At 59.9% G+C, this 13,825-nt stretch carries 11 protein-coding genes; 4 read left to right on the forward strand and 7 right to left on the reverse strand.

Annotation, left to right across the window (positions count from 1 at the left end; translation table 11 throughout):
* Positions 1 to 530: 530 nt before the first annotated feature.
* The 6 genes from asd to LG374_RS04515 all read right to left on the reverse strand — a co-directional run bounded on the left by asd (position 531) and on the right by LG374_RS04515 (position 7,659).
* Positions 531 to 1,367, reverse strand: a complete 837-nt coding sequence (gene asd, locus LG374_RS04490) for an archaetidylserine decarboxylase (protein WP_225756576.1) — start codon at positions 1,365 to 1,367, stop codon at positions 531 to 533.
* Positions 1,368 to 1,481: 114 nt separating this feature from the next.
* Positions 1,482 to 2,285 (reverse strand): DsbC family protein, encoded by an 804-nt coding sequence (locus LG374_RS04495; RefSeq protein WP_225756577.1) that lies wholly within the window; start codon positions 2,283 to 2,285, stop codon positions 1,482 to 1,484.
* 348 nt (positions 2,286 to 2,633) lie between these two features.
* Complete coding sequence (locus tag LG374_RS04500) at positions 2,634 to 3,077, reverse strand: copper resistance protein NlpE N-terminal domain-containing protein (protein ID WP_225756578.1); 444 nt, start codon at positions 3,075 to 3,077, stop codon at positions 2,634 to 2,636.
* Complete coding sequence (locus LG374_RS04505) at positions 3,074 to 4,480, reverse strand: efflux transporter outer membrane subunit (protein ID WP_225756579.1); 1,407 nt, start codon at positions 4,478 to 4,480, stop codon at positions 3,074 to 3,076. The genes LG374_RS04500 and LG374_RS04505 overlap by 4 nt, the downstream gene beginning before the upstream one ends.
* Positions 4,481 to 4,501: 21 nt before the next feature.
* The gene (locus LG374_RS04510; RefSeq protein WP_225756580.1) at positions 4,502 to 6,466 is read right to left on the reverse strand and encodes a MacB family efflux pump subunit; all 1,965 of its coding nucleotides are present in this window, start codon (positions 6,464 to 6,466) and stop codon (positions 4,502 to 4,504) included.
* Complete coding sequence (locus LG374_RS04515) at positions 6,466 to 7,659, reverse strand: efflux RND transporter periplasmic adaptor subunit (protein WP_225756581.1); 1,194 nt, start codon at positions 7,657 to 7,659, stop codon at positions 6,466 to 6,468. The genes LG374_RS04510 and LG374_RS04515 overlap by 1 nt, the downstream gene beginning before the upstream one ends.
* A 134-nt stretch (positions 7,660 to 7,793) precedes the next feature.
* On the opposite strand from LG374_RS04515, the gene LG374_RS04520 reads away from it, so the two are divergent.
* On the forward strand, positions 7,794 to 8,813 hold the full coding sequence (locus LG374_RS04520; protein WP_225756582.1) for an ABC transporter substrate-binding protein: 1,020 nt from the start codon (positions 7,794 to 7,796) through the stop codon (positions 8,811 to 8,813).
* A gap of 262 nt (positions 8,814 to 9,075) precedes the next feature.
* On the opposite strand, the gene LG374_RS04525 is transcribed toward LG374_RS04520, so the two are convergent.
* Positions 9,076 to 9,915, reverse strand: coding sequence for a hypothetical protein (locus LG374_RS04525; protein WP_225756583.1), 840 nt, complete (start codon positions 9,913 to 9,915; stop codon positions 9,076 to 9,078).
* Between the two features lie 177 nt (positions 9,916 to 10,092).
* Here LG374_RS04525 and LG374_RS04530 point away from each other — a divergent pair, with 177 nt between their 5' ends.
* The 3 genes from LG374_RS04530 (at position 10,093) to LG374_RS04540 (ending at position 13,818) form a co-directional block, all read left to right on the forward strand.
* Positions 10,093 to 11,463: a hypothetical protein gene (locus tag LG374_RS04530; protein WP_225756584.1), complete on the forward strand. Its 1,371-nt coding sequence runs from the start codon at positions 10,093 to 10,095 to the stop codon at positions 11,461 to 11,463.
* 11 nt (positions 11,464 to 11,474) lie between these two features.
* A complete protein-coding gene (locus tag LG374_RS04535) occupies positions 11,475 to 12,365 on the forward strand; it encodes a hypothetical protein (RefSeq protein ID WP_225756585.1) in 891 nt (296 codons plus the stop codon).
* 193 nt (positions 12,366 to 12,558) lie between these two features.
* Positions 12,559 to 13,818, forward strand: coding sequence for a CAP domain-containing protein (locus LG374_RS04540; RefSeq protein WP_225756586.1), 1,260 nt, complete (start codon positions 12,559 to 12,561; stop codon positions 13,816 to 13,818).
* Positions 13,819 to 13,825: the final 7 nt, after the last annotated feature.

The raw sequence follows: 13,825 nt of genomic DNA on the forward strand, positions 1-13,825 counted from the left end.
ATGCTTGCGCTTAAAACAGACATAAAAAAAGCCGGGCTTTGCAGCCCGGCAAACAACCACCAAAGGAGGATATAGAGGAGATAACATCAATGATGTCGGGTGTGGATTATAGGGAGGTGCTATGGGGGTGTCAAGCTGGTGTGCGTTTGTTTTATTTTAATATCACTATTGCTTGTTTTTGCATCGTTTTTTATAAAGTTTTGAGGCTTCCTCCAGTCTGTTACCAACAATTTTTTGTGGAGTTGTTTGTTTTTTTGAATCTTGTTTGCGCCTTTGTTAGGTGTTATTTGAATTATTTTGATGCTTTTTGTGTATTCGGCGGCGTCGGATGGCAGTCACTCACGATGCAACATAAGTTTTCTGTGACTTCATTATGAATTTTGATGATGCAGTGTTTGTTCTTATCCACAGAGTGTCTGCAATACGGTCGTGCTTAACACCGATGGCTTGTGCCGTTTTAAGACTTATCGCGCAAGACTGACGCCCACCGCGTTAACGTGGTGGGCGTCAGCCGTTCTATTAATCTACGTTCAGAGGGTTTCGGCGATGATCTCGCCCATATGGATTTTCCGCCCGTCGTTCAGCGCTGCGCGTTCCCAGCCAATGACGCTGTTTTCGAAGAAGAGGATGACGGTCGAGCCAAGGTTGAAGCGACCGATTTCTGCGCCTTTCGGGTAGTGCAGGTTATCGGCGCGGTAGTCATAGTCGTTGTGGTTGTCGCGATTAAGGACGACGCCGTGCCACACAGTTTCGATGCTGCTGACGTTCAGTGCGCCAACCATGACGAGTGCCATCTTGCCGAAGGGGGTTTCAAAGAGGCAGACGACGCGCTCGTTACCCGCGAAGATGCCTGGAATTTTGTCGAGCAGCGGCAGGGCAACGCTGTGTTTATCGCCGGGGCAGAAGCGCATGGCGAGCAGTTGACCGTCGCAGGGCATGTGGATGCGGTGGTAGTCGTCCGGGGCGAGGTAGAGGGTGGCGCTGCTGCCACCGACGAAGTATTCCGCCCATTCTGCGCTGCCGAGCAGGGCGGCGACACTGTATGGCAGGCCTTTCGCTTGCAGGATGGTACCGGTGTCCACCGTGCCGTAAGTGGCGCAGCGTCCGTCCACCGGGCTGGTGATGGCGCTGTTTTCTGGAGCGATGGGGCGTGCGCCATCAGCGAGGGCGCGGGTGAAGTAGTCGTTCAGGCTGCGGTAGGCATAGGGATTCTTTTCAGCGGCGAAGTCGGTATTCGCACCGGTAATGCGGCTATAGGCGGCGATGATGCGATTTTTCAACCAGCGCGGTTTCTCGATGCGCGCGAGACGGTGCATGAGGGCACTCGTCAGGCGGCGCGGGATAAGGACGTAGAGGTGGATGTTCATGTCTGTGACTTCCTGTGGTTTGTTGTGCGCGCAGTGTATAGCGGGACTGGGGGGAATGCTATATGACCCAAAGCGGTGGTGAAAAAGCCGACGCTGACGTCGGCTTGCGGGTGTTTATTGGACGGCGGGCGGCGGTGGTGGCGGGCTTAACGGATGCGGTGGTGGTTCCGGAAGCGCCGTTTCTTCGCTGTCGCTTTTTTCGTTCTCGATTGGCTCGGGGTGTTTGTTCAGAATGGTTTCAAGGTTGGCAGGGGCGACGAAGCCGGGGATAAGGGTGCCGTCTTCAAGAATGATGGAAGGTGTGCTGCTGATGCCGAGTTTTTGCGCGATGGCATATTGTTCACGAATAATTTTGCTGCAATCGCCGCGCGAGTTGGGCAGAGGCTGGTCAGTCTGGGCGAGGAGCAGGGCACTCAGGCGGTCGGATGTGCACCACACTTGTGCCATGCGGAGGGCGGCGCTGCTGTTCGGGCCGCTGCGCGGGTAGGCGAGGTAGTGGATGGCGATGCCACGCTGGGTGTATTCAAGGATGTTTTGTTGCATCAGGCGGCAATAAGGACAGTCCACGTCGGTAAAAACAGTGATGTGGTACGCCGGCGCATTCGGCAGGACGCTGATCATGGTTTTTGGGTCAAGGGCGGCGAGGGTTTTTACCCGCTCGCTGGCGCGGAAAGTTTCAGTGACGTTGATTTGGGTTTGCAGGTCGATCATTTCACCCTGCATGACGTAGCGGCCATCGGCACTGATGTAGAAGACTTCGTTGCCTTGAGCGAACTGGTAGAGGCCGGGGACGGGGGATTCGACGGCATTGCTCATGATGCGCGGGTCGAAGACGGATTTGGCCAGTTCCATATTGGGTGAAGCGGCGTATGCCACCGTTATCCATACGGTGGTCAGCAGACTGAGGAGGATGCGCATTGTGTGGGTGTTTCCGGACGGTTCTTGCTGTGTATCTTACAGACAACAAAAGCGCCCTGTCATGAGGTTATTTTTAGATTACGGCCTGCGATCTTTGCAAAAATCGCTTTCTCTACTCCATCACCCACTCCTCTTAATTTTTCTTCCATTCCCTAAATTTCCTAGACCCAGAATTAGCGCACCATTCCAGCCCTCCCCCTCTATTTCCTCTTTCGTTATCCGTATTGCCCCACCAATAGCAGGCAACTTTCTTCATATGCGCCGCTTTCAGGAGACTTAAGCAAATCGCTTTAAATTGATCCCGCTTGAGGCGAGCCTGGATTCAGCCGCCGGGTGGCGGAAGTCGCATTATTGCCGTTTAAGGCGGAAGTCTTCGTCCGGCAGTTCCGGGTCGATTTTTTCGCCGTCGGGTTGGCGCAATTCGAGGTAGCCGTCGCCGATGTAGAAGGTGAGTCTGTCCGTCTGGTTGTCGAGTTGCAGGTATTGTTTGTCGGTAGTGGTGCGATACACGCCGCTGGTTTGTTCGCTGTTTTCGTCCAGTCCGAGGCGGATGCGGGTGAGATGGTAGTGGCCGTCATCGAGGGTGAGTTTGGTCTGGATGCCGTCGCAGACGGCGCAAGGCAGGGTGCCGCTGTATGTGCCGGTATGGTTGAGGGCTTGGGTTTCGGGGCTGTCGTCGCTGGCAGGCTGCGTGTCTGCGTCGGTGGCTATCTGGGTTGCGGCGCTGTCGTCGCTGGCAGCCTGGGCATAGGTGGTGGCGAGGAGGATGGTGGCGAGGGCGAGGGTTTTCATGGGGTGTGTGCCTCTGGCTGCGGTCGTGCTGCTGCGTTGTCTTGCAGGCTGCCGCCGAGGGCAAGGTGCAGGGTTACGCTGCGGGTGAGTTGCTGGTAGCGGTTGGCAAGCAGGGTTTCTTCAACGCTTCTGGTGGCGTCTTCTTTTTCCAGCACGTCTTGCAAGCTGGCGGCGCCTGCCTGGTAACGGATGCGGGTAAGGGCTTCGATGTCTTTGGCTTGTGCCAGGCGTTCTTGCAGGCTTTGTGCTTCTTGCTGGCTTTGCGCAAGGTTCAGGATGGCGTTTTGTGTTTCGCCGAGGGCGCGGTAGAGGGTCTGACGGAAGCTGGCGAGGCTTTGTTGGTAGCCAGTTTCGGCTTCGCGGCGCGCGATGTCTTTTTTGTGGTAGTTCAGGAATGGCAGGGTGATGTTGGCACTCAGTGCGGCGACGGGGTTTTGCAGGATTTGCAGGATGCGGTCGGCGCCGGTCGAGAGGTTCGCACCGAGGCTGAGGTCGGGGTAGTAGTCGCGTTCGGCGATTTGGATGTTGCCGATGTTTTGTTGCAGGCGGTATTGGGCGGCGCGCAGGTCGGGTCGTTGTGCCAGCAGGTGGGCGGGGATGGCGGCATTTATCGGCGGGACGCTGAGGCGGCTGAGGCTGGGTTCTTGGGTGATGACGCGCGTCAGTGGTTGGCCGCTGAGGCTGGCAAGGGTGGTTTCGGCCTGCTGGCGCTGGTTTTCGAGGGTGTTGCGGGTGTTTTCGAGGTTGGTGCGGTTTTGTTCGGCCTGGCGCAGGTCGAGACGTGAGGCGCTGCCCGCGTCCACTTTGGCCCGGGTGAGGCGCAGGGTTTCGGCGGCGTTTTTTTGGTAGGCGGCGTTCAGCGCGAGTTGGTCGTTGGTGTAGGCGATTTGCAGGTATTGGTTGGTGATGTCGCCGATGAGGCTGAGGCGGGTGGCAAGCAGGTCTTCGGCGCTGGCTTCTGTTTCCCAGCGTGCGTTGTTTTCGGCGAGGCGCAGTTTGCCCCACAGGTCGGTCTGGTAGTTGATGCCGAGGCCGGTTGTGTAGTTTTGTCCGGTCTTGCCGCCTTCGCTGAGGTTGCGGTTGGCGCTTGCGCCAAGGCTGCCGCTGTAGTCAGGCCCCCGGTTTGCGCCGGCGTTTTCCAGCGCCAGGCGGCTTTTTTGCCAGGCGTAGCCGGCGGCGGCGAGGTTCTGGTTGTGGGCGAGGCTTTGCGCGATGAGGTTATTGAGGGCGGGGTCGCCGTAGTCGCGCCACCATTCGGCCTGGCCGTTTTTTTGGTCGGCATGGGCGAACATCCATTGTTGCGGGATGGCGCTGGTCTCAATGTCTTGTTGCAGGTTGTGCGGGGGGGGGGTGGCGCAGCCGCTGAGGAGGAGGGCAAGGATGAGGGTTTTGCTGTTTTTCATGTGGGGTCCTTTGTGTTCGTGTCATTCGCGGCTGAGGGCTTCGACGGGGTCAAGGCGGGCGGCGTTACGCGCGGGCAGGTAACCGAAGAGGATGCCGATGCTGCTGGAGCAGATGACGGCGGCGATGACGGAGCTGGTCGAGTAGATGAGGCGGATTTCCGCGCCGCTCTGGTTGAAGAGCCAGCCGATGCCGTAGGCCAGCGCGATGCCGAGCGCGCCGCCGAGCAGGCACAGCATCAGGGCTTCGATGAGGAATTGCATGAGGATGTCGCTCTGGCGCGCACCGACGGCCATGCGGATGCCGATTTCCTGGGTGCGTTCGGTGACGGAGACGAGCATGATGTTCATCACGCCGATGCCGCCAACGACGAGGGCGATGGCGGCGATGGCCGAGATGAGCAGAGTGAAGACCTGGGTGCTGCTGGTGATGGCTTTGCGCAGGCTGTCGCTGTTGAAGAGCGAGAAGTCCTGGCTGCCGTGGCGGCGGGTGAGGATGCGGGTGATGGCGTCTTCGGCGGCGACGGGGTCGGCGTTGTCGCTGATGCGCAGGGTGATGCTGGAGACGTTGTTGCGCCCCAGCAGGCGGTTCATCGCCGAGGTGTAGGGCATGTACACGTTGATGCTGTTGCTGCCGCCGAAGCGGTTTTGTTTGTCGGTGTCGGCGATGCCGATGATGCGCACCGGAACGTTGTTGAGTAGCAGCACTTGACCGAGGGCGCCTGCATAGTTGTCCGTCGCGGTGCTGTTGTAGAGGGTTTCGGCGCCTTTTTTGTCGAGGATGGCGAGGGCGGCGTAGTCGTCGATGTCACGCGCGCTGAAGTTGCGTCCGGCGGTAATGGGGATGTTCTGCACCTGGAAGTATTGGTCGCCGACGCCGGTCAGGTTGCCGGTGTAGTCTTTGTTGCCGTGGCGGATGGTCGGGCTGGCGTTGACGGTCGGGGTGGCGCTGTCGATGAAGCTTTGCTGCGCGAGGATGGCGGCGTCCGCCGGGACGAGGGTGCGGATGCGACCGGCGCGACGATCGCCGAAGCGGCCGGGGAAGATTTCGATGGTGTTTGAGCCTAGGTCGCTGATTTGGCTGAGGACTTGTTGTTGCGCACCCTGGCCGAGGGCGACGACGCTGACGACGGAGGCGATGCCGATAATGATGCCGAGCATGGTGAGAAACGCGCGCAGTTTGTGGCCGAGGATGGCGCGCCAGGCCATGTGGATGGCGGAGGTGAAGCGCCCCGCCGCGCCGAAGGCGGTTTTTTTGCCAGTGGGGGCGGTGTCTGCCGTGCTACTTGCGGTTTCTTCGTGCTGCTGGCGGTGGTCGGCGATGATTTGGCCGTCCTTGATTTCGATGACGCGGTCGGCGTGTTCGGCGATGTGGCGGTCGTGGGTGACGAGGATGATGGTGTGGCCTTCGGCGTGCAGTTCGCCGAGGATTTTCATCACTTCTTCGCCGCTGTGGCTGTCAAGCGCGCCGGTGGGTTCGTCGGCGAAGATGATTTGTCCGCCGTTCATAAGCGCACGGGCGATGGAGACGCGCTGTTGCTGGCCGCCGGAGAGTTGGCCGGGTTTGTGTTCGGTGCGTTCGCCGAGGCCGAGGCGGGTGAGCAGCGCTTTGGCACGTTTTTCCCGCGCTTCGCCGTCCGTACCGGCGTAGATGGCGGGGATAGCGACGTTTTCCCAGGCTTTGAGGTCGGCGAGCAAGTGGTAGCGCTGGAAGATAAAGCCGATGTATTCGCGTCTGAGTGCGGCGCGTTCCTGCGGGCTGAGGTCGGTGGCGTTTTTGCCGTTGATGTAATACTCGCCGGCGCTGGGGCGGTCGAGGCAGCCGAGGATGTTCATCAGGGTGGATTTGCCTGACCCCGACTGGCCGATGATGGCGACCATTTCCCCCGCTTCGATTTCCAGGTTGAGGTCGTTGAGGATGGTGACCTCCCCTTCCCCGCTCTTGAAGCGGCGGTAGAGGTTTTTGATGCGGATAAGTGGTTCTGCCATTAGAACGGGCCTCCCGGTCCCATCGGGATGCTGCCTTCGCCGCTGCCCGAGCTGATGACGACTTCCTCGCCTTCTTTTAGCCCTTCTTTTATTTCGGTGTTGACGCCGTCGTTGATGCCGAGTTTCACCACGCGCGGCTGTGGCTTGCCGCCAACCATCACCTGCACTTCGTCCTCACCCTGGGCGTTGGTTTGCAGCGCCGTCATCGGGATGGTGAGGACGCCCTTCGCTTCTTCCACGGCAATGACCATGTTCGCGGTCATGCCGATGCGCAGTTTGCCGTCGGGATTGGGCACGTCCATCTTGCCGTAGTAATAGACGGCGGTATCGCTGCTGCCGGCGGTGGCGGTGGTGGTGTTTTTCGAGGTGGCGAGCGGGGCGGGGTCGATACTCTTCAATTTGCCCTCGTAGCGGGTCTTGTCGCTGCCAAGCAGGGTGAAATAGGCATTCATACCGGGTTTCAGCTCGCCGACATCGGCTTCGGCAATCTCCGCTTCGACCGTCATCGTCTTCGTCTGGGCGATAGTCGCCAGCGTCGGGCTGTCCTGCACCGCGTTCACCGTCTGCCCCTTTTCAACCGCGACGGAAATCACCACACCGTCCATCGGCGCCGTCACATTCGTATAACCGAGGCGCAGTCCGGCATTATCCAGTTCCAACTGGTTGCGGCGGATATCCGCTTTGGCCTGCTCAACGCTGCTCTGCGCCGCTTTCAACGTCGCCTGCGCCGCATCCAGCGTTTCCTGCGCTGCCGCGCCCTTCTTCACCAGCGACTGCTGGCGGTTGAAATTCTGTTGCGCCTCGCGCAACTTCGCCTGCGCCGAAGACAGCGCGGCCTTGCTGGAAGCGAGCGAAGCGGCGGCACTGTCGCGCGTGTTCTGCTGCGTGCTGGCATCAATCTCCGCGACCGGATCCCCCTGTTTCAACTGATCGCCAATCTGCACATAAAGCGCGCTGATCTCGCCGGACACCTGCGCGCCGACCTTGACCGATTTCAGCGGCTGCAACGAACCGCTGGCCAGCACCGTGTGGGCAATATCGCCCTTCGCAACCGGGGCGGTGATGTACTTGATACCGCCGTTGTCATCGACGGGTTTGTGGCTCGCCTGCCAATACCAAAAACCGCCCGCGCCCAGCACGAGCAGGAAGAACAAAAACTTCAAGGAAACACGACCGGATTGCTGATGCAGCATAATGACCCTCTATAAAGTCCGTGAGAAAATACCGATTGTAGCGGAAAGCCCTAAAGCGAAAATTAGCTGATAATTAGAAAGCGGCGAATCCGCGCAACATTGCCTAGCCTTCATTCAAACACAGGAAAACCTCCATGAAACACACTCTCCTCGCCCTGGCTCTCGTCGCTGCCCTGCCCGCTGCAGAAGCTGCCGGACGCCTCACCATCTATTGCAGCATGCAGAACGAAGTCTGCGAAAAAGCGGCCAAACGCTTTGCCGCCGAATACGGCGTGGAAACCCAGTTCATCCGGCAAAGCACCGGCACCATCCTCGGTAAAATCAAAAGCGAAAAAGACAACCCGCAGGCGGACGTGTGGTACGGCGGCACCGTCGAGCCGCACCTGCAAGCCGCCGACGAAGACCTGCTCGATTTAAGCGTGACCTCGCCCAAGCAGGCCGACATCCTGCCGCAGTTCCAAAAACTCGCCGAACAACCGCACGGGCGCCATCTCTCCCTTATCTACCTCATGCCCTTCGGCATCGGCGTCAATACCAAAAAACTGGCCGAACTCGGCATCGAGCCCCCCAAATGCTTCACCGACCTGAAAGACCCCAAATACCAACACCTCATCCAGTACGCCGATCCGCGCACCACCGGCACCGGCTACACCACCCTCGCCACCCTCATCACCCTGTGGGGTGAAGACGAGGCCTTTGCCTACCTCAAAGCCCTGCGCCCGAACATCGCCGAATACGTCAAAAGCGGACTTGCGACCAAAAGCCTCGCGACCGGCGAAGTCGCCGTGGATATTGGTTTCCTGCACAACTACATGCACGAAAAAGAACGCGGCGCGCCGGTCGCTGGCATCCTCCCCTGCGAAGGCGTGGGCTACGGCCTGGGCGCGGTCAGCGTCATCAAAGGCGCGCGCAACCGTGACAACGCGGTGAAATTCGTGGACTGGGCACTCGGCGTGGAAGCGCAAGAACTCGCCTGGCGCGAAACGAACTACTATCAACTGCCAACCAACCGCCACGCCAAAGCCCCGCCGCAAATGATCCCGGCTGCCGAACTGCAACTGATCGACATTGACTTCATCAACCGTTTCGGCGCTGCCAAAGAAGGCAAACGCCTCACCGACAAATGGCAGAAAGAAATCAAAGACGGGGAATGAAAACCGCCAAGCGGCGTAAATACTGGGTTTGTAGAGACGTTGCCTGCAACGTCCCAAAATCAGAAAACACGTAGCGTAGTTTCCCCGCTTGACGGTACGCTTGCCCGGAACGCAAAAAAAAAGCAGGTTACGCCCGCCCTATGCCCGTCAAGCGGCGTAGTTATTGGGTTCGCCAAGCAGCGTCAATACCGGACTCACCGTAACGTACTTTGCGCAGCATGAAAAAGCCCCTCTTGCGAGGGGCTTTGGCTGACACCGTGCTTTATTTCCCATTGCTGACATCATCGAGCAACTGCAGCACCCGCGTCATCGCGGCATCCAGTTCTTCTTTTTTCACGCTCTCCGGGCTGGCGGCAGGTTTGCCTGCGCTGTCCCAGATATTGAGATCCAGTTTGCCGTTGCTGACAGTTTGCCGCATCAGTGGGCTGCCGTCTGTGCGGTAGTAGAGCAGCACCGAAACATCGGGTTTGCTCAGGTCGCCCAAGGCGAGGAGGCTGCCGTCCGGGTAGTAGAAGCGGGTGCCGCGCGCCAGTTCACCTGCGGCACTGTACGGATCGTCTTTTTCCGGTGTTGCGGCGTCGCTTTCCAGGGCAAGGATGCCGTTCTGGTAGTAGCGGTTGCGGCTGGTGGGAATACCGTCTTTAAAGTCTTGTACGGCCTCGATACTACCGTCTTTGCGATACCAGACGGTTTTGCTGTCATTGATGTCGTTGGCAAAGCTGTGCGGATTCGCGTCTTTTTTCAGGATGACTGGTGCGGCTTGTGGTTTGTCGCCATCTTGATAGTAGTCCTGCACGACTAAACGACCATCGGCGGTTTTGCCGAGGGTTTTGCGGTAGTAGCCGCCAGCTGTAGCTTTGTCCACGGGGTTGCTGTCAGCGTCGAAGTAGTAGGTGTCGCCTGCGGCGGCGGTGTAGTCGAGGTTTATTTTTGCAGCTTCTTCGGCGCGCAGGATGCTATCTGGCAGGCGCGCGGTGAGACGGGCAGGCGCCGCTGCTTCGGTAACGGTGGGTGCAGACGCTTGTGGGGCGGCGATGGTTGGGGTGTGCGCACCAACGGCAAGGGCAATGGCGGCGGCGAGGATGGTGCTGAGTTGTGGCATGGATAGGCTCCGGTTATTGGGGGGGCGCATTATATGAGGTTTTTGTGATTTTTTCGGGAAGGAACCGGGTGATGCCGGGGATGTTGCGCTTGACACGGACCGTGCCACGGCAGCAGCCCCGCTATACTGGCATCATCACATAACCGCCCAATACCGGACCATCGCCAAGGAAACCCCATGCCGCCCAAACCTGCCCCGCGTCTGCTCACACCGGCCGATCCGCCCCGTGACCGCTCACGTTTCACCACCACCCACCTTACCCTGCTTGTGGTGCCTATCGTGCTGTGGTTGCTTTACAGCTGGCTGCGCCCCGCGCCGACCATCGTCGTTCCGCCGCCGCCCGCTGTGACCGCGCCAACCGCAGAAACAGCGCCCGCGCCAGCCGTGCGGCAGAAAGCCGCTCCGCCTGCCCCGCCGGCAGCGGATAACGCTGTGGCGCAGCAAGACCCGCTGGTGAACTATCCGCGCGCAGATAGTACCTGGGGCGACGTGCTCAATCCGCAAAAGCTCATCCCCGCCGAGGGTTACACCGCCTATTACCTTGACACGGGGCAGTCGCGTTCCCGCCACGTCGCTGACGATGGCCGGCCGCGCAGCATGTCGCAGACGCTGGATTACGTCATGCCCGCCTACACGCCCGAACCACACCATCTCCGCCATACAGAGCAGACCGAGCACATCCGCGTGCCCGATGTTGATACGCAGATCCCTTACGGCATTCCGGCCTACCGTTTTGCAGCGTACTGGGTTGGGCGGCTGCATGTCCCGCAGCGGGCGCGGTATCACCTCAACCTGACGCAACGCAGCGGCATAAGCCGCGTCCTCCTCGACAAACACATCCTGATGACCGGCAAGCCCATGGGCAGCCGCCTCTCCTTCGAACTGGAGGCGGGCGATCACCTGGTTGAGATCGAATACACCAACGATTGGAGCAGTGCCGATTTTCAGCTCTACCTTGACGCCGAAATTCCCGAAGTGCGCGTTGCAGACCTGCCCGCTACCCTGGCTGCCCTCGCCCTACCAACGAGTACCGTGGTCTATCTGGTCGATGTCCACGGCAGCGATGCCCCCAACGACAGCATCCGCCTATACGCGCCGCTTGATGGCACGCCCTACATCCTCCTCCTCAACAGCCGCCGGGCGGTGCAATGGACGCTGAACGGGCACCTACCCGCCGTCGTCGTCTATAACCTGGCCAACCGGGGCAGCCGCGTTCATGCCGACGGCCGGGTGCCGCTCCTCACCTGGGGCGAAGGTATCGAAACCGCACCACCTGACGAAACCCAAAACCCGCCGCAAAAGCCCGAATGCGAATGCCGGCAAGACGATTTCTATTGCCGCGAACGCAACCTCACCCTCTACGACTACGCCACCGCCATCCGGCAACTGACCGGCTACCCGCTGGCGGGCTTCAACCACGATGACAGCGTGCGGGAGCTGGCTATCCCCGCTATCCCCGTGACCGCACAAGACCTCGCCCCCGGAGAAAAAATCGTGCGCGAGATCAACGAACAGCGTATCTATTGCTACCGTACCCTATCCCGCTGACCGGAGTCCCCATGCCGCCAAAGTCCCCCAAATCCGCCCCGCGCCTCATCACCCCGGCTGCGCCGCATTACCGACCTTCGCGCCTTACCGTTACCTACCTTGCCCTGCTCGCCGTACCCGTCGTGTTATGGCTGCTCTACGCGCTGTTTCGTCCCGTGCCGGAAAAAGTCGTCCCGCCGCCTGCTGAAATCACCGCTCCCGTACCCACCGCCGATACCACAGCGCCGCCTGCAAGCGCACCGCCTGCACCGGTGGAAGCCGTGCCCTCCGCAGAAGAACGTGTCGCGGCGGCAGTCGCCGCAGCCAAGCAGCAAGCAGCGCCACCCGTGGTGCCGCCCTCCGCGTCCGTCGATCCCGCCGCCGTCCTGCATTACAGCGAGTCGGTGACGACGGAACCCGACGGGCAGGTGCAGACAGCTGTTGATATTGACCCGCTGGCGCACTATCCGCTGGCGGAGCACAATTGGGGCGACGACCTGAGCCCAAGCAGACAAATACCGGCAGCGGGTTACACCGCCTATTACCTCAATCTCAATACAACCAAGCCGCAGCGCAAACAGATCGTTGCCCGCGCACATGTAAGCGAGATCGCCGTGAATTACGGTTGGAGCGATTTCCACAACATCCCTTCGCAACAGTTCGCCGCCTACTGGGTTGGCAAACTGCGCGTACCCGCATCCACATCGGGGCTGTATCACATTGAGGGCGAAATCGGTCAGGCGAACGTGCGCGTCATGCTCAACCGGCGCATCATCCTTGATGCAAAAGGCAACCTTGACCATCAACCGTTCCGGCTGAATACCGGCGAATACCTGCTGGAAGTCGAATACAAAAGCCGCTGGCATACCACCGAATTCCGCCTCGACATCGTCCCCGCCCCCATCCTCAGGAATTCCCGCTGAAGCAAGATCCTTTAATCGGCTAATCGCCGCCGATAACGAATGGACTCAACCCATACCGCTGCGCAACCGCTATCCCTGCCCGTTACCAGCGGCAGCACCCAACAAAGTCAGGTATTCCCTCGCTTGGCGCAGTTTCAGCCTCTGTCGCACAAAGAGTTGGTTACACTGACTTCCCCCAATCACAGGAGAAAACATGAAGACCCAGCCCCTGACAGCCGTCCTTACCCTCTCCCTGCTCACCGCCTGCGGTGGCGGTGGTGGTGGCAACAATCTGCCTGCGGACAAACCCGCACCGGACAACCCGAATACGCCGACGCCGCAAGTCATCGATACCGTTGATGTCGGCGACATCAAACTGCCGCCGCATGCCGTTGCCCGGCCTCATGTCGAAATCCAGAAAAAAACACAGGAAGCACTCACCCTCGTCAATCAGGTGCGCGCCGAAAAAGGTCTCGCACCACTGCGTTACAACGAAAGCCTCGCGGCCTACGCCACCCTGCGCGCGCAAGAACTCGCCACCCTGAATGCGCACAAGCGCCCGAACGGCGAAAATCCGCTCGACGAACGCACCCTGACAGGCGGCGGCAACAAGGCGGCGGTGGGCGAAAGCATCGCCACCGGCAGCCCGTTTGCCCAGAACACCGTCGAACAATGGCGCAACAGCCCGAATCACTACAAGAGCATGACCGAAGCCGCCTACACCGACACCGGCATCGGTTACTACTACCGCAAAGGCAGCCAACACCTTCATCACTGGGCGGAAATCTTCGGCAGCAGCGGTGTGCGCAGCCACTACTTCTACGTTTCCCCGCTTTACGCCGTGACCATCCGCGCTGCCGTCGCCAAACTCACCAGCTATGACGCCAATGGCCGCCTCAGCCTGCACGGTATGGAAAACGCTGCCAACGCCAGCAACCATCGCGGCATATACAGCACCGCACAAAGTCTCGCGCTGGATAACGAACACACCATCATCCTGCGCCCGCATCAGGCAGCTGGCTGGTCATACCAGACCTTCGGCGAAATCGCCTCAACCCGGGGCGGTATTCCCGAAACCTACCTGAACGTCGGCAAACCCTTCATCCCCACAGAAAGCACCACCCTGCGCGCCAACTACAAAGGCAACGCTATCGGCGACATCAACCAAAGCAGCCGCGCCATCGCCGAAGTCAGCGCCAGCGTGGATTACAGCCGCAACAGCAAAACCATGACCCTGAGCCTCGGCAACAGCCAGAGCGGCAATCTTGACGGCAGCAACCTGCGCCGCGACAGCCGTCTGGATTTCAACGACACCCTGCACTGGGATAGCGGCACACAGCGCTTCCAGAGCAACAGTGGTCATGCCCGCCTCTACGGCCCGAATGGCGAAGAACTCGGCGGCCAGTTCAGCCGCAGTATCAGCGGCGGCGCCAGCTATCGTGGCGCTTACGGCGCAAAACGTGTCGAACCCTAAACGGCAC

The sequence above is a fragment of the Cardiobacterium sp. Marseille-Q4385 genome, assembly GCF_916618745.1.
Classification (GTDB): domain Bacteria; phylum Pseudomonadota; class Gammaproteobacteria; order Cardiobacteriales; family Cardiobacteriaceae; genus Cardiobacterium.